This is a genomic window from Arsenicibacter rosenii, from assembly GCF_001870735.1.
Classification (GTDB): Bacteria; Bacteroidota; Bacteroidia; order Cytophagales; family Spirosomataceae; genus Arsenicibacter; species Arsenicibacter rosenii.
On the sequence record NZ_MORL01000006.1, the window covers coordinates 171,735 to 187,960 of the forward strand.

The 16,226-nt window shown below is 54.7% G+C and carries 13 protein-coding genes; 5 read left to right on the forward strand and 8 right to left on the reverse strand.

Translation table 11 applies throughout. The features are described 5' to 3' along the window. The first annotated feature begins 17 nt into the window (after positions 1–17). Positions 18–1,745: a RagB/SusD family nutrient uptake outer membrane protein gene (locus tag BLX24_RS13710; RefSeq protein WP_071503724.1), complete on the forward strand. Its 1,728-nt coding sequence runs from the start codon at positions 18–20 to the stop codon at positions 1,743–1,745. 39 nt (positions 1,746–1,784) lie between these two features. On the opposite strand, the gene BLX24_RS13715 is transcribed toward BLX24_RS13710, so the two are convergent. Further along, positions 1,785–3,602, reverse strand: coding sequence for an SGNH/GDSL hydrolase family protein (locus BLX24_RS13715; RefSeq protein WP_071503725.1), 1,818 nt, complete (start codon positions 3,600–3,602; stop codon positions 1,785–1,787). An 80-nt stretch (positions 3,603–3,682) separates the two neighbouring features. Here BLX24_RS13715 and BLX24_RS13720 point away from each other — a divergent pair, with 80 nt between their 5' ends. The 4 genes from BLX24_RS13720 to BLX24_RS13735 all read left to right on the forward strand — a co-directional run bounded on the left by BLX24_RS13720 (position 3,683) and on the right by BLX24_RS13735 (position 7,978). After that, positions 3,683–5,977 carry a DUF5703 domain-containing protein gene (locus BLX24_RS13720; protein ID WP_071503726.1) on the forward strand — a complete coding sequence of 765 codons (2,295 nt, stop codon included), beginning with the start codon at positions 3,683–3,685 and terminating at the stop codon, positions 5,975–5,977. 137 nt (positions 5,978–6,114) lie between these two features. Continuing rightward, positions 6,115–7,221: an asparaginase gene (locus BLX24_RS13725; RefSeq protein ID WP_071503871.1), complete on the forward strand. Its 1,107-nt coding sequence runs from the start codon at positions 6,115–6,117 to the stop codon at positions 7,219–7,221. Positions 7,222–7,334: 113 nt separating this feature from the next. Beyond that, positions 7,335–7,574 (forward strand): hypothetical protein, encoded by a 240-nt coding sequence (locus tag BLX24_RS13730; protein ID WP_071503727.1) that lies wholly within the window; start codon positions 7,335–7,337, stop codon positions 7,572–7,574. Next, complete coding sequence (locus BLX24_RS13735; protein WP_071503728.1) at positions 7,571–7,978, forward strand: HNH endonuclease; 408 nt, start codon at positions 7,571–7,573, stop codon at positions 7,976–7,978. The genes BLX24_RS13730 and BLX24_RS13735 overlap by 4 nt, the downstream gene beginning before the upstream one ends. Positions 7,979–8,050: 72 nt before the next feature. Here the strand turns inward: BLX24_RS13735 and BLX24_RS13740 are convergent, their stop codons facing one another. The 7 genes from BLX24_RS13740 to BLX24_RS13770 form a co-directional block, all read right to left on the reverse strand. After that, positions 8,051–9,154, reverse strand: a complete 1,104-nt coding sequence (locus BLX24_RS13740) for an ABC transporter ATP-binding protein (RefSeq protein WP_071503729.1) — start codon at positions 9,152–9,154, stop codon at positions 8,051–8,053. 108 nt (positions 9,155–9,262) lie between these two features. Beyond that, the gene (locus BLX24_RS13745) at positions 9,263–10,432 is read right to left on the reverse strand and encodes a hypothetical protein (RefSeq protein WP_143092667.1); all 1,170 of its coding nucleotides are present in this window, start codon (positions 10,430–10,432) and stop codon (positions 9,263–9,265) included. 138 nt (positions 10,433–10,570) lie between these two features. Then, positions 10,571–12,016 (reverse strand): glycoside hydrolase family 130 protein, encoded by a 1,446-nt coding sequence (locus BLX24_RS13750; protein ID WP_083421967.1) that lies wholly within the window; start codon positions 12,014–12,016, stop codon positions 10,571–10,573. 1 nt (position 12,017) lies between these two features. Continuing rightward, entirely contained in the window at positions 12,018–12,827 is an 810-nt protein-coding gene (locus tag BLX24_RS13755; RefSeq protein ID WP_071503731.1) for a carbohydrate ABC transporter permease, read from the reverse strand. Positions 12,828–12,833: 6 nt separating this feature from the next. Further along, complete coding sequence (locus tag BLX24_RS13760; protein WP_071503732.1) at positions 12,834–13,685, reverse strand: carbohydrate ABC transporter permease; 852 nt, start codon at positions 13,683–13,685, stop codon at positions 12,834–12,836. A gap of 76 nt (positions 13,686–13,761) precedes the next feature. Beyond that, entirely contained in the window at positions 13,762–15,051 is a 1,290-nt protein-coding gene (locus BLX24_RS13765; RefSeq protein WP_071503733.1) for an extracellular solute-binding protein, read from the reverse strand. Between the two features lie 96 nt (positions 15,052–15,147). Next, positions 15,148–16,218, reverse strand: coding sequence for a LamG domain-containing protein (locus BLX24_RS13770; protein WP_071503734.1), 1,071 nt, complete (start codon positions 16,216–16,218; stop codon positions 15,148–15,150). Between the last annotated feature and the right edge of the window lie 8 nt (positions 16,219–16,226).

The window sequence follows — 16,226 nt, forward strand, 5'->3', positions numbered from 1 at the left end:
TGGACCCTACTTAACACATGAAACGGATTAACCTTACCAATACCATACGAACAGCGGCAGTCTCCATGATCCTCATGGCAACCGGCGGCTGTACTAACCTTGACGAAGTACTTTCTGACCGGATCGTTTCCGACAACTTTCTGCAAAAGAAAGAAGACGTGATCCGCGATTTTCTGCGTCCGTTTGAGCACAGTTACTGGACTATTCAGGGGGGCTCTACCTTTATGTTGCAGGAAAACAGCTCGGATGAACTGATGACGCCGAACCGCCAGGGCGACTGGTTCGACGGCGGGCAGTTTCAGCGGGTGCACTACCACACCTGGACGCCGAACGATGGCTACACAAGCGATGCCTGGAACGCACTCTATGGCGGGGTGACGCTGGCAACCAATACCCTGGAAGATTTGCAGGGCATTACAGACCCCGCCCGGTTCGATATGACGCAGGCTGAACTGGACGGTATGATTGCCGAGGTGCGGGTGTTGCGGGCATGGCTCAACCTCCGCCTGCTGGATTTTTACCGCAATATTGTGATCGTCACGAAGGTAAAAGGCGAGACACAGGGTGGTCCGCAGGTGCCGCCGCAGGAAGCGTTCAATTTTATCGAAAAAGAGATTAAAGAGTCGATTCCGAAGCTGCCGACCCGCCAGAGCCTGGGCGCCAATGCCATTGGCCGGTGGACGCAGGGGGGCGCGGCGGCCTTGCTGGTGCGGCTCTACCTGAACGCTAAAGTATATACCGGTACCGATCACTTTGCCGATTGTGCTACCGTCTGCAACGATATTCTGGGCGGAAAATACGGGCAATATGCACTGGAAAGCCGCTGGGATGCCCCGTTTGACTATACGAATCCAACCTCAGGTGAAACGCTTTTCGGGTTTCCGGGCAGCTTTGGGCTGACACACTGGCAGTACGATGGCGGCATGTATTTCTGGATGCTCCCGGTCAATGCAACGTTCTACTTCGGCTTTACCGACTTCGGTACTGCTAACCCAAAATATGCACTGCAGCCGGGCCGCGATGTCGATAGCACCGAATACAGCTTTGCTCTGGGCAAACCGTTTGTGAAGTTTCAGAAATACCCGGATGATCTCCGGCTGAAAACGTACAAAAACCTGGGCAACAGCAAACGGGAGGGGATGTTCCTGAAAGGCTATCTGCCTTACATCAATGCCAGTGGTAAGCAGGATACCGTACGCTCGACCAAAGGACCGTATCCGCTCTTCTTCCGCGATCAGGTGGGCATGTTCCTGGCGGCCAAACCAGGGACAAAAATTGCGGATAAGACCTCGAACATGAACAATGCCGACCAGAACTCAGGCATTACGCCGGTGAAATATCCGTATTACCCGAGCAGCGATGCGAATAAAATCTCATCGGCCTACGCCGAAATCCGGCTGGCCGAAATCTATTACTCGCTGGCGGAATGCAAATACCGCGCCGGCGACAAAGCCGGTGCTGCCGTGCTGCTGAATGCGGTCCGGTCACGGAATTATCCGGCCGGTTCGCCAAGTCTGTACAAAACTGATGGCAGCCAGCTCACCGATCAGGAGATGCTGGATGAGTGGGGCCGCGAGTTCCTGGTCGAAGGCCGCCGCCGGACCGATCTGATCCGCTGGGGCGTGTTCAACACGGGCAGATGGTGGGACAAACAGCCGGATGCCGACGACCACACGGCTATTTTCCCGATTGGTCAGAACGTACTGAACGTATCTCCGCAGCTAAAGCAAAATCCGGGGTATTAATCAAAACGGTCCGGACGATATCATCGTCCGGACCGTTTTTTATCGTTTCCGCTTGCTTGTTGCCGGCGTAACAACCGGAGCCGGCATGGGTTTCAGATACGGCTTCAACGCCTGAGCCAGCCGCCGGTATCCTTCGGCATTCGGGTGGAGGCCGTCGGAAAACAGGCTTTCGTCAATTTTACCGTCTGCTTTCAGAAATACCGGTCCCGGCTGGGCGAAGGTGGCGTTAACGCTGCCAGCCAGCCGCGCAATCTGGTCGTTCAGTTTCGCAAGGCGACCTTCTTCATTCCGGCGTGGCAGAATACCAATCATCAGAATGTCTGCCTGCGGTTGCCGCACCTGAATGGCTTCGACCAGCTGTTTAAGGCCTTCCACTATTTCGTCGTTGGTGTTCAGCTGCAGGTTGTTTGTGCCGATCATCAACACGGCCTGCTGAAGCGGGTAGCCATCAAGCTCGCCGTGATACACCCGCCAGAGTACGTTTTCGATGCGGTCCCAGCCATACCCCAGATTTTTGACACCCAACGGGTCCAGTACCGACTGCCACGAATCCACCCCGTCGGCGCGGGGGCTTTTAGGCTCTCCGCCCCAGAAATGGGTAATCGAGTTGCCTATGAAGGCAATGCGGGGCGGGTTGGTTTTATTCATCGCCAGAACATCGCGGTGGCGGGCCTCCCAGTCGTAAATACGGGCGTCGCGGTACTGGGTGCGCGGGCGGGTGGTCGACAGAGAACCGGCCGGTTCTTTCAGGATTTGCCGGATCACGCGTTCGTAGGCGTCGGCATACTGCACCATACCGAGGTCGGTCGGGTGGGTGCCGTCGACCATGGCGTCGTTATCCAGATGAATGGCCGAGATCGGCAGGGTATACAGGTTCCGGATGCCCTCGCTTTTGAGTTGGGCGTAGGCCTTGCTCTGTATATCGTTGGCGTCCTGATATAGTTTTTTGCGGGTAGCAATCATCTCGCCGTCGGTATAACCGGCATGGTCGGTCAGCAGAATTGGGGTTGTCGGGTATTTTTGCCGGAGGGTACGGACCGTGTTCAGAATCCGGTTGTGTACTTCCGCCGCGTCGGTGTTGACCATACTGACCAGGTTCGGCAGGCAATCCAGTACAAACAGCCGGGCGTTCAGTTGCGGCAGAAAATCAACCACTTCCTTTTCCATGCGGCCATTGCCCGAAAAGCCAAGGTTAATGACCGGCCGGTCGAGCTTGCGACCCAGAATAGCCGTCCAGGCCATGCCCGGCCGCGAGGCACAGGCTCCGTGGGCAATCGACGTACCGTAGATCACAATGGGCGGGTCCATGCGCACGGGCAGAGGCGTGAGTGTTACACCTTCGGGTACGCCGATCTCCAGCCACTGAACGGCGGTGTATAACGGCAGGTACAGGCGGTATTCGCGCCCTTTCTGATGGTAGTTGTCATTGGGCGTCAGGCCCGTAAACCGGTACTGAATGGTATCGCCGAACGCATATTTGCCCATACACCACAGCCAGTCGCCGTCGCTGTTACCGGCATAGAGATCAACCCCGCTGACGCCCGTTGCCGGCATGTGCGGCATGGATTGGTTGCCTTTCACCTGATACCGCACCACAATCTGGTCGGTACTGGCCCGGAACCGGATCATCATCCCGGCGGAGTGCCGCGACAGGTTCCAGACTGCTTTCGGAACCGTTTTTTCGGCTTCGGCCGGCAACCGGTCATACGGCGCCTGTACACCGGTCGGCCAGCCTTGACCCTCCAAAGCATTGATGTCGGATTGTTTCGGATTCCACCAGGTCAGTTTAGCGGGTGTCTGCGCAAGGGTAAGTGTGCTGTAAAACAGGCACATGACAAAGAGATAACGAAAGCTCATCGGGAATTCAGCGGATAATTTCGGGTTCAATTGGCAATTATGCCGTTATTTTGGCTTTACTACAAAACCAGTCAACCGCCATGTCCTACTTTCTTTCGGCCATTTGTTTCTGTCTGCTGCTCCTGTCACCGTGTCTGGCTCAAACACCACTTCCCGACACTTACAATGTAGTCTGGACAACACCTGGCCGGGATGCCGGTGAATCCATGCCATGTGGTGGTGGCGACATTGGCCTGAATGTCTGGGTCGAAAACGGCGATGTACTGTTTTACATGGCCCGCAGCGGCACGTTCGACGAAAACAATGCCATGCTGAAACCGGGGCGCGTACGGCTCCGACTCAGTTCCAATCCCTTCAGGGGTACTGATTTCCGGCAGGAACTTCGGCTGGCTAAAGGCGATGTGGTGATTTCGGGCGGCAAAGCGCGGCTACACCTGTGGGTCGATGTCTTCCGGCCGGTGGTGCATGTTGAACTGGAAAGTGCAAAACCTGTTACGGTAAAGGTCATGTACGAATCATGGCGGTTTGAGGACCATCTGGTCAGAGGCACCGAACTGCGGGGAAACTCCTATAAAGTCTCGCCGAAGTTTGAGGTGATTACCTATAAGGATGAGGTAGCCGTTTCGGGTAATGAGATACAGTTTTACCACCGTAACCGTGCCGACCGGGAAAACGTGATGGCCTATACGGTGCGGATGCAGGGCATGGCCGCCGTAAAGGATCAGTTGTTTGACCCCATTACGAACAATACATTTGGCGGGGTACTGGTGGCGCCCGGCATGAAACCGGCGGGCACCGATACCGGAACGTATATGAATACCCGCTACCGGTCGTGGGCGCTCGTGAGCAAGCCGGTGCGTACGCAGCAGATTGATGTAGTGCTGCATGTCGACCAGACACCTACACTGGAGGCATGGACAGCAGGGCTGGCGAAAATCCGGCAGGAGGCAGCAGCGACGCGGAAGACGGCGCTGGCCCGAACCCACGACTGGTGGGCGCAGTTCTGGAACCGGAGCTACATCCTGATCGAGGGGCCCGACAGTACCGTTTCGCGGAATTATCAGCTGTTCCGCTACCTGCTTGGCTGCAACGCCTATGGCAAATGGCCTACGAAGTTCAACGGCGGGTTATTTACCGTTGATCCGGTATTGACCAATAAACTGTATGCCCATACGCCGGATTTCCGGCTGTGGGGCGGCGGCACCATGACGGCCCAGAACCAGCGGCTGGTCTATCACCCAATGCTGAAATCGGGTGATTTTGACATGCTGAAACCCCAGTTTGATTTTTACCTCCGGTCGCAGCGCAACGCCGAATTACGCAGTCAGGTATACTGGAAACATAATGGGGCGTGCTTTACCGAGCAGCTCGAAAACTTCGGTCTGCCGAATATCATGGAGTATGGCGTAAAACGTCCGGAAGGCTACGATCCGGGTATGGAATACAACGCATGGCTTGAATATGAGTGGGATACCGTGTTTGAGTTTTGCCTGATGATGCTCGAAACGGAGCGCTACGAGGGCCGTGACATCCGGTCATATGTACCGTTTATCGAAAGTTGCCTGACGTTTTTTGATGAGCATTACCAGTTGCTTGCCAAACAACGGGGCACAAAGGTATTTGACGAAAAAGGGCAGTATATCTTTTACCCGGGTTCGGCTGCCGAGACCTACAAAATGACCTACAACTCCACGACCGTTATTTCGGCCCTGCGGGTAATTCTGGGCCGGATGCTGGAACTGCCCGCCGGTTATTTGCCGGATGCACAGCGGGAGAAGTGGGTGACCATGCTGAAGCGGATTCCGCCGGTACCGACGCAGTACCTGGAGGGTGGCCATAAAACGCTGGCGCCGGCGGTGGCCTGGGCACGAATTCAGAATACGGAAGCGCCGCAACTGTATCCGGTGTATCCGTGGGGCCTGTACGGCGTCGGGAAGCCGGATCTGGACGTAGCCCGCAATACCTGGCAGTACGATACGCTGGTCGTAAAATACCGCAGTCACGTTGGCTGGCGGCAACACAACATTTTTGCTGCGCGCCTCGGCCTGACCGACGAAGCTGCCGACCTCACCCGCCGGAAGTTTGCCGACGGGCCCCACCGCTTCCCGGCATTCTGGGGCCCCGGCTTCGACTGGACACCCGACCACAACTGGGGTGGTTCGGCCATGATCGGCTTGCAGGAGATGCTGATGCAGACCGACGGCCGGAAAATTTACCTCTTACCGGCATGGCCCGCCAACTGGAACGCCCGTTTTAAACTGCACGCACCCTACCAGACAACCATTGAAGGTACGGTCGTAAACGGGAAGCTGGAGCGCCTGATTATCAGTCCTGAAAGCCGCAAAGCAGACGTTGTTTTGCCGGAACGCCGGTAGAGAAATCGACAAAAAAGGGTAATCCCCCGACTGAAAGTTGCTATCTTTCGGGCCGATTAGCTAACCTGATAATGTCTTATCAAACTGTTCACATAAATCCACGGGTAGCGCTGGCCGACAATACTACGTCGGAAACCATGGCCAGCCCGTCGGCGTCCTCTTCAACATCCCGCGTATCGGTTCTGGTCATTTATACCGGCGGTACGCTGGGGATGGTCTATGAACGGAAAACCGGTCAACTCATTCCGTTTAACTTTGAACGGGTCCTCGATCAGGTACCCGAACTGCACCGGCTCGACTTCGACATGACGCTCATTACCCTGCGCGACATCATCGACTCGTCGAACATGAAACCGGCCAACTGGATTGAACTGGCGCAGATCATCCGGAAAAATTACGATCAGTTTGATAGCTTCGTGATTCTGCACGGAACGGATACGATGGCCTACACGGCGTCGGCGCTGAGTTTTATGCTCGTCAATCTGGCCAAGCCGGTGATCCTGACCGGTGCGCAGCTGCCGATCGGGGTCGCCCGGAGCGATGCCCGTGAAAACTTTATTACCGCCCTGGAGATTGCAGCGGCTACGCGCGACGGCAAACCGATTGTGCCGGAAGTGTGCGTCTATTTTAATTCGCAGCTGCTCCGCGGCAGCCGGGCTAAGAAACAGGAGAGTGTTCATTTCAACGCCTTTCACTCTGAGAATTACCCGCGGCTGGCCTTAGCCGGTGTGCAGATCGAATACAACACGCCATACATTATGTCGGGGCCGGTTGGCGGGCCGTTCAGTATCCGGACGCAGCTGGATGCCAACGTTACGATTCTGAAGCTGTTCCCCGGCATTACCCAACCGGTTGTGGAAGCCATTCTGGGCATTCCGGACCTGAAAGGTGTGGTCCTGGAAACATTCGGGGCGGGCAATGCACCGACGTACAGCTGGTTTCTCGAAGCGTTGAAAAACGCCAGTGACCGCGGTATTGTGCTGTTCAACGTGTCGCAGTGTGAAGGGGGGCGGGTGACGCAGGGCCAATACCAGACCAGTAAGCTGCTGCAGCAGATCGGCGTCGTGAGCGGTGCCGACATGACTACCGAAGCCGCAATTACGAAACTGATGGTGGTCCTCGGCGAAAACGTACCCGAAACCGGCGACGATGACCGGATCGAATCCCGGCGCCAGCAACAAGCCCGCCTTGACCGCATCCGTCAGCAACTGGCCACGCCGTTCAGCGGAGAAATGAGTTTGTAGGCGTTGCTTTCCTGCCAGACTTCCAGGAAGTTCAAAACTTCCTGGAAGGTCTGGCAGGCTTGTATGTTGCTGCGCAGAAGCGTATATTTGTTTAGATTAAGATAGTGTTAGCCATGCTGAGGAAACCATCTGTTTTTGATGAAATTTCGACATTTATCGCGGGCATGAATCCGGAAAAAGTTGTTCAGTTCAAGCCCTCTCAAGCGAATCAGGACCGGCTCGATTATTTGTTAGAAAGACAAAAAGAAGCACTTCTCTCAGAAGAAGACAGGCACGAACTGGAGCAATACCTTATCATTAACCGGATTATTGGCCTTGCAAAAGCCAGAGCGTTAACACTTCTCAACGCATGAGCCGTAGCTTGTCAGCTGCTATAAAGAAGAAGATTGCACTGCGGGCGAAGTACCGATGTGAATACTGTTTACTACCGGAGCATCTTTCTTTTTATGCCTTCCATATTGAGCACATCCGAAGCATAAAGCATGGTGGCACCAATGAATTATCCAATCTGGCCTATTGCTGTCCTGACTGCAACTATTTCAAAGGCACAGACATAGCGACTTTTCTTGACAACGACACACTTGTCCGGTTCTTCAATCCAAGGAGAGATGACTGGAACAGTCACTTCATGCTGGAAGAAAGTGCCATTCACGGTATAACCGACATTGGAATAGCCACCGTCCGTATTTTCAAATTCAATGATGTAGAACGATTGATATTCAGGCAACAACTTGCCGAATTAGGTTTTTATCCCTGACTGGCCTGCCTCCATATTCCAACTCCCCGAGGGTTCAAAACCCTCGGGGAGTTAAGTTAATCGGGAGTTTTGCTACCGGATGGCCAGCTCCGTTTCCGCATCAAAGAAATGGCACTTATCCAGCTCCCAGAATAGCCGGAACGACTGGCCGAACGTTAGCGGCAGGTCGGCAGGCAGACGGGCAACAAACCGCTGATCGTCCAGATGAAAGTACGTCAGCGCCTCGTTGCCGGTATGCTCAACGGCGTCGGCCTGTACCGTCAGTTCGGGCATTGACCGACCCGGGACCGGAACCGGGCTCATGTGTTCTGCACGGATACCCAGCGTGACGGCATGGCCCCGGAAACTCGCCAGCGCAGGCGCATGCACGCTCTGGCTGAGGTCGAGGGTAACCGCCCCCTGATCACTCTGAAATTGTAAAGGGCCCGTACCCGAAAGACGCCCTGGCAGAAAATTCATGGGCGGTGTGCCGATAAAGCCCGCCACAAAACGATTGACCGGCTGATTGTAGAGGGTGATGGGCGTGTCGAACTGCTGCACATCGCCGTTCCGCAGGACCACAATCCGGTTGCCGAGCGTCATGGCCTCGATCTGGTCGTGGGTGACGTAGATCATCGTTGCCTGCAGATCGCGGTGGAGTTTCTGAAGTTCAATCCGCATCTGCCCGCGTAGTTTGGCATCGAGGTTACTCAGCGGTTCATCAAACAGAAACACCTGCGGATTCCGGACAATGGCCCGGCCGATGGCCACGCGCTGCCGTTGACCGCCCGACATGTCTTTCGGCTTCCGGTCGAGGAGGTTTTCGATTTCGAGCAGCCGGGCTGCCGCCGTTACGCGGTCCTTAATCTCCGTTTTGGGCATGTTGCGAAGCTTCAGCCCGAAGGCCATGTTTTCGTAAACCGTCATGTGCGGGTAGAGCGCGTAGTTCTGAAACACCATGGCAATATCGCGCTCGTTGGGCGGTACATCGTTTACCCGCCGGTCGCCGATCAAGAGGGTACCGTCCGTAATCGCTTCCAGCCCGGCAATCATCCTGAGCAGCGTCGACTTGCCGCAGCCCGACGGCCCGACCAGGACCACAAACTCTTTATCCTGAATATCCAGATTTACGTCGCGGATAACCCGCGGTCCGTTCCCGTATGCTTTCGCTATATGATCCAGTTGAACGCGAGACATAGTTTTATTGAGTGATTGAGCGAATGAGTGATTGAGCGGCTATTCGGATGGCTTGATGAGTGACCCCATTTTCACTCAATCGCAATTCGCTCAATCACTCAACAGGAATTACTTTAGCTTCCCGACCACGGCGGGGTATTGCTCGGCGCGCTGGAAGGCCCAGAGCGCTTCGATGGTCGATTCGGCACCGGAGTTGCGGTTTACTTCAGTGGTAGACGAAATACCGTCGAAACAGCGGCCCGATTCAACGTCGTACATTTTCACACCGGCCAGGTTAGTGCCCAGGAACCAGCCCATGAATTCGGTCGCCAGGTCGGTGTATTTCGGGTCTTTGGTCTGGTCGTAGGCTTCGAGCGCGGCCCACACCATCGGCCGGACGCCATAGGCAATCTGCGCAAACCGCGACGATTTCAGGCCCTGAACGCCGTTGCCCGGATCATAAATCTCCAGCGATTCGAGTAAACCCTGCTTGAGCAGATAAGGATAGAAATTGTCGATTTCCTTTTTGGCGGCCGCAATCCACGTTGGCTTGTTGAGCGCTTTGCCTACTTTCAGCAGGGCGTAGGACTGGTCGCTGCCGTAGGCGTGCCAGGTATTCTCAAAACTCATGATGGCGCCGTACGGGAAATGCGTCGCATCGCCGAACTGCATCAGCACAATACCCTCGCCGAGCAGCTCCATCAGTTTAAGTACCTGCGCATCGGGCGTTTGCTGGTAGTAGTTCGACAGGCTGAGCAGCATGATGGCCGCCTGGTCGGTACCCGAACCGAACGGCAGCCATTTCGGAACTTTAATGCCTTTAACAAAATTCATTTCCTGCGGACGGCTGGCAAAGTCGCGGATCATCACGGTCACCAGCCGCTGGTTGGCCTGCAGCATGCGGGTTGCCATGGCCGGATCGGCTTTCTGGAAATAAGGATACGCTTCGCTCAGGAGCCAGAAGGCCCGCCACGACCACCAGTTGGGTTGGTTGACACTGGTCTGAAACGTCTTGTTGATGGAAAGATCAGGCCACAGGAAGTTGTAATAATATCCTTCCGGAGACTGGAGCTGCAGCACAAATTCGGTCATTTGCCGGAGCTGGGTCTGCTTGCCGGCATTAGTAGCGAGGTCAGGCTCCCGCAACATAAATAACCCTGCCCGCGCGACGTCGTCAATACAGGTAAAGCCCTCATCCTCATCGGTTATGAGGTCATAGTTGGGTGCATTACTATAGATGGCAACAGTGCCTACCTCAGGGCCAACCGGTAATTTAACACTTTTGTAAAGATGTTGCAAGTGTAAAGTGTTTACAAAACGGCCCGTAGGGTAATTGGAAGAAATCGGGTCTTTTTTGCAGGAGAAGGAAAGCAGCCCAAACTGGACGGCTACAAAACACAGGTATATTAACGTACGTTGAGTCATTTCGGATTTAGGTTACATATTCTTTTTTTGAAGCTCGTCCAGCAATTCCTGAAAAGACAGGGTAATGATGCCGCAGGCCGAGTCAGACATCGCATAGGGAATAATAAGCTGGTCTTGATGACGTAACCAGCCACAGGTATAGACCACGTTCGGAACGTAGCCTTCGCGTTCGGATTCCAGCGGTTCGATAATTGGTTTCGCCAACCGCCCGATTACCCTGGTGGGGTCCTGCAGGTCGAGCAGCATAACACCGATGGCATACCGGCGCAGGGGGCCGACGCCATGCGTCAGCACCAGCCAGCCCTGTTCTGTTTTGATCGGCGATCCGCAGTTGCCGAGCTGCACGGTCTCCCAGCCAAATGCCGGTTCAGCCAGGGTTTGCCAGGTATCCCAGACATGTAAGTCCTCCGAAAACATGATGTTGATAAACTCACCGCCTTGCCGGCTCAGCATCACATAGTTACCGTCTATTTTTTCGGGGAAGAGGGCCATGCCTTTGTCCTGAATGCCATCGCCGTACATGGTCCGGACGCGGAATTCGACAAAATCGGTGGTCTCCATCAACTGACACTTGATCGTCTCACCATCGTAGGCCGTATACGTGCTGTAGTAGCAGGTTGTACCGTCTTCATCGGTAAACTGCACAAACCGTACATCTTCCATGCCTTTGCTTTCTCCTTTGGCGTTCGGAAAAATCACCCGCTCAGTCAGCGGTACATCCGGTTCACAAACCAGGTCATAGTTCGTATCCAGAATTTCCAGCAGGGCTTTCTGGGATTCGTGAAAACGGCTGTGACGGCCCGACTCGGGGAGTGTCGTCATAATCTGAACGGCCTCGGTGGCGGTAAAACGGTCCGGCAGTTCGTCCAGAATAGTTTCTGACGTATGCAGGAAATAGCGGAGCCGCTCGCGGACAAAATCTTTGGTATATGTCTTCTGCCAGTTTTTGGCCGAGCGGGTTGCGTACGGGGTCAACTCGTCGAGTTGAATCGCACCATCGGCGGTCAGCACGCCGGTCCGGAATTCGATCGATGAAATGTGGCTTTCGCCCGTAGCCCGCAAACTCATGATAAAGCGTATAGCACCCTCCGGCAGCCCCGACTGGTCGGGATGCCGGACCATCGACGGGTTGAAAAGCGCGGCAGCCTGGGTCGAGTATTCCATGGTCATGCAGGCACCCAGCAACAGCCGGCGGTTATCCGGCCAATGTTCCGGAGCCGGATGGCGTTGGGTACTTTCAGCAAAATGTTGCCGGAACACCGCGTCGAGCCGCCGGTGCCGGTCAGCAAACAGGGAACGTGTCTGCGCCAGTAAGGCCTCCGCTTCCGGTTCGCTCATGTGGTCGATCCGTTTGGCAATGTGGGGCACCCGATGAGGACCGTGCAGGCTCAGATAACGTAAAATAACCCGTCCGGGATTGGCCCTAAACTGTATGGCCGTGCGTGTAATGTGTATCATATTAGTCTTTCAGGCCCGATGAAGCCATGCTTCGGATAAAGTGTCGCTGGAAAAACAGGTACAGGATAATAATCGGGATCGCCAGCATCACCGCCGCCGTAATTTTGACCGTCAGCTGTCCGTCGGCACGACCGCCTACCGAAAACAACGTAACAAGCTGGGGCATGGTCATGGTTGGTTCGTCGCGGATGACGATCAGCGGCCAGAGGGCCTCGTTCCACAAGCCCATGAACGTCAGAATGGTAATGGTCAGCACCGTAGGCAGGATATTCGGAAACAGGATCTGAAAAATAATCCGCAGCTCCCCGCAGCCGTCCAGTCGGGCGGCATCAATCAATGCCTGTGGCAGGCTCATAAACGCCTGCCGGAAGAGCAGGATCGACAGCGAGTTGAGCATAAACGGGACAATGAGCGCGAAATAGGTATCGACCCATCCCAGCTTTACCATCGTGATGTAATTAGGAATCAGGGTGATCTGAAACGGCAGCGTCATTGTGAAGATGATCAGGTAAAAAATCAGATTCCGGCCCCTGAATTGTAGCCGGGCAAGGGCATAACCCGTCATTGCTCCCGATATGAGTACCAGGCCCGTGGTGATAACGGCCACCAGCACGCTGTTGACAAACGCCCGGCCCAGCGGAATTTTTGAAAAGACCGTGACATAGTTCGCCCACGTGAAGCCGACCGGCCAGAGCGTCAGGTTGCCGAGTTCGCTCTCCGACGACAGCGACGCGCTCAGCATCCAGACAAATGGATACACAAAGGAGGCCGCGGCCAGAATCAGCAGAAAATAGCGCAGGAAGGTTGACATGGTTCGTTAAATTTCCTGTTCGACGTATCGTTTCTGGATGGCCACAACGGCCAGAATCAGCAGCGCAAAAAAGAAGCCCAGCGTGGCCGAATAGCCCATGTGGTAGTACTGAAACGCCTGCTGGTAGATGTACATCACCGCCGACAGGGTGCTGTTGAGCGGTCCGCCTTCGGTCATGATATACGGCTCGATAAACAGCGAAAACCCGCCGATGGTCGACAGGACAACCACTGTGAAAATGGTCGGGTTGATCATGGGCAGGGTAATGTACCGGAACTTCTGCCAGTTGGTAGCGCCTTCGAGGTCAGCGGCTTCGTAATACTGCGGCGGCACGGTTTGCAGGCCAACCAGAAACAGGATGACATAAAGCCCGACGTTTTTCCAGGTCGCCATGATGGCAATCGAATACATGGCCACTGCCGGATCGTCGAGCCACGCTACCCTCGGGAGCCCGATGCCGGCAATCAGCCGGTTGAGCATCCCCGAGTTAAAGCTCAGCAGTTGCTGCCACAAAATGGTTACGACCACGCCCGATACAATAACGGGCAGAAAAAACGCCGCCCTGAAAAACGCCGCCCCGCGCAGGGTACGGTTCAGGAGTTCGGCCAGCCCGAGGGCAATGCCGATCTGGAGCGGGATATGCACCAGCAGAAACCGGAAGGTATTGAACAGCGCCTGCCAGAACAGCCGGTCCTTAAACAGCCGGACGTAATTATCGGGGCCGATAAACTCCATCGGCGATATGATATTCCAGCGGTGAAAGGTCAGGACGACCGAAAACACCACCGGAAATGCCACAAACACCAGCATATGCACCACATACGGCGCTACCAGCCAATAGGGAAGGAGTTTTTTCATAATCTATTTAGTGATTGTGTGAATGAGCGATTGTGTGATTCCTACACGGCAGCCACTCAATCGCTCATTCACACAATCACTCATTATTCTCGAGCAGCACGTCTACGGCGTTGGCGGCGTCGCGGATGGCGGCTTCGGGCGTTTTACGGTTATAGATGACACAGGCTTCGTATTCCTGTGAGATAATGTCGAATACTTCCACGATGACCGCGCAGTTGTCGACGCCTTTGATGTGGCGTACCTGACGGGCAAACGGTTTGGTGCGTGGGTTCCGGCTGAAATACGGGGCGAAATAGGGATCAGTATCCAGCTGCTTACGCCGCGGAAACTGCCCCGTCAGCTCCATCAGCCGCAGGTCGCCCTGACTGTCGATCAGGGTGCGGACAAACTCCCACGCGGCCTGTGGGTCGCGGCAGGTGTTGAATATGACAATGTTTTTAGGATCTCCATAGGTATAAACCGGCTTGTTTGATGAAGCAAGGGCCTCGGGAACGGGCATCGGCCAGAAATCGTATTCGAAACCCGGCTTTTTGAATTTTTCGAGGTACGACACCTGCCATGGTCCCGAAAACTGGGTGGCAATGCGTTCATCGATAAACGGATCGCGGGCGGCCGACAGCCGTTCGCGCGGGAAATAGTCGTTTTTGTAAAGGTTTTGCAGAAACCGGAATACCTCAACGGCATAGCGGTTGTTGAAGGCGGCGCGGTTATTAACGATGAGCGGAGCCCCGTTAGAAGCGGCCAGATAGAGCGGATAAAAGTTGAAAAGGCGCTGGTACCAGATTGCCTTTACTTCGGTATAGCCCAGCCACCGGTCGGTATAGCCGTCGCCGTTTTGATGCTTCAACTGCCGGCCGGCTTCCAGAAAGCTGGTATACGAAAACGGAGGCCGGATGCCCCGGAGGCTGTTCAGGGCCTGTCGGTTGCTCAGCGTCATGATCGGATTTACTTTCCAGGGCACCTGATAAATATGCCCGTCGGCCGACGTGATTTCGCGGATCACACTGCTGTCGCAGCGGCTCCGGATAAAGTCCGCGAACCCCTTCAGCGTATCCAGCGGAATCAGTACGTGTGCCTTTGCATACATCTCGACACTGCCCTGCCACATGTTTGCGTAGATGTCCGGCGTTGTTTTGCCGACCACCGAAGCCAGAATGATTTCCTCACTCGACTGCCCCTCCGGAATGGGTTGAAACCGGAGCGGCTTGTCGGTGCGGCTGCGCTGCCAGCGTTCGGTAAACTCCTTCGCAAAGGCAATTTCACCCGCGTTGTTCGAACACCAGAACACCATGGGCCGGTTGCCCTCGTCCTGCGAACAACTCCCGGCTACCACCAGCACAATGAAACCAATCAGCCACTTCGTCATAATGAACAATGTAAAATGGATAATGAATAATGAGCAATGAGGATGAAGGCCGTCGGGCCATTATACATTGTTCATTATCCATTATTCATTCAGAAATTAATTCCCCTTCTCAGCCGTGTATACCGACTTGATCTGGGTGCTGCTCAGGACAACGTTGTAAATGCGCAGGTCGTCCATGTCGCCGGTGAAATAGCCACCCCACGCCCGGTAGAAGTTGTTGCCGTCGGCATCGTTGGCTTCGATGTTGTTATACAGGCTGGTCGGCAAATCCTGACCAATCGTCATGTTAATCGTGCTTTTCACCGAAGCCGGGTCGCCGGTTTTGTCGGTCCAGCTTTTCACCAGTGTACCGTCGATGTAAAAGTTCATTTCGCCGGATTTGTACGTAACGGCTACGTGATACCATTTGCCTTTGTCGAGCGTAACGGTTTCGACGTCCTTGTCGTTGAAGATACCGGTTGTCGTTTTTACGGTAAAGAACGTTTTGTTGGCTTCCTGCAACTGGAATTTATACCCGTTCCAGCGGTTCAGCGACACGAGGTAGTTGCTGGCCCGCGACGAGTCCATTTTAACCCAGAGGCTGATACTCAGTTCTTTGGCAGGGTTCAGTGCGGCGTTGTACGGAATTTCGATGTTGCCGCCTTTTTCGAAGTGATAGGCCTTGCTGTCGGCTCCGAACCGGTCTTTGGTCGGTGTTACCGTACCGGCGCCCCAACCAGCATGTCCCTGCTTCAGTGTACCGTTGAAGCCTTTGCCCGATGCGTCGTTGGCATTACCGTCCATTTTCAGGTACAGCACCAGGTTGCTCGGCGCAATTTCCTGAACTTTCTTGCTTTCAAACGTCGTATACGCCTGACCCAGGTTTACGTAGGCGTTGTTGACCGCTGTCTGCGTCGCGCCCTGGTCGCTGTTTACGGTTGTGGCGGCATCGATAGCGGTTTTAAGCGTAGCTTTTGAACCGGTTTCGTAACGGCCGACGGCTGTGCCTTCAACGGCAGCATTGTAAGACGCATTGGCGCTGTCGAGGCGCGCTTTCAGCTTACTCTTATCCACGGGAATAACCGTTTCGCCGTCATCTTTTTTACAGCTTTGTGTAAACACCATGACCATCATAAAGGCGACGATACCCCAAAGCAACTTGCTTGCAGAAAATGTGTTGTTTTTCATAGAACGCG

Excerpts from the sequence above, each read along its gene's own strand:
- BLX24_RS13710 (WP_071503724.1), top strand. The coding sequence starts at position 18 with ATGAAACGGATTAACCTTACCAATACCATACGAACAGCGGCAGTCTCC.
- BLX24_RS13715 (WP_071503725.1), bottom strand. The coding sequence starts at position 3,602 with ATGAGCTTTCGTTATCTCTTTGTCATGTGCCTGTTTTACAGCACACTT.
- BLX24_RS13720 (WP_071503726.1), top strand. The coding sequence starts at position 3,683 with ATGTCCTACTTTCTTTCGGCCATTTGTTTCTGTCTGCTGCTCCTGTCA.
- BLX24_RS13725 (WP_071503871.1), top strand. The coding sequence starts at position 6,115 with ATGGCCAGCCCGTCGGCGTCCTCTTCAACATCCCGCGTATCGGTTCTG.
- BLX24_RS13730 (WP_071503727.1), top strand. The coding sequence starts at position 7,335 with ATGCTGAGGAAACCATCTGTTTTTGATGAAATTTCGACATTTATCGCG.
- BLX24_RS13735 (WP_071503728.1), top strand. The coding sequence starts at position 7,571 with ATGAGCCGTAGCTTGTCAGCTGCTATAAAGAAGAAGATTGCACTGCGG.
- BLX24_RS13740 (WP_071503729.1), bottom strand. The coding sequence starts at position 9,154 with ATGTCTCGCGTTCAACTGGATCATATAGCGAAAGCATACGGGAACGGA.
- BLX24_RS13750 (WP_083421967.1), bottom strand. The coding sequence starts at position 12,016 with ATGATACACATTACACGCACGGCCATACAGTTTAGGGCCAATCCCGGA.
- BLX24_RS13755 (WP_071503731.1), bottom strand. The coding sequence starts at position 12,827 with ATGTCAACCTTCCTGCGCTATTTTCTGCTGATTCTGGCCGCGGCCTCC.
- BLX24_RS13760 (WP_071503732.1), bottom strand. The coding sequence starts at position 13,685 with ATGAAAAAACTCCTTCCCTATTGGCTGGTAGCGCCGTATGTGGTGCAT.
- BLX24_RS13765 (WP_071503733.1), bottom strand. The coding sequence starts at position 15,051 with ATGACGAAGTGGCTGATTGGTTTCATTGTGCTGGTGGTAGCCGGGAGT.
- BLX24_RS13770 (WP_071503734.1), bottom strand. The coding sequence starts at position 16,218 with ATGAAAAACAACACATTTTCTGCAAGCAAGTTGCTTTGGGGTATCGTC.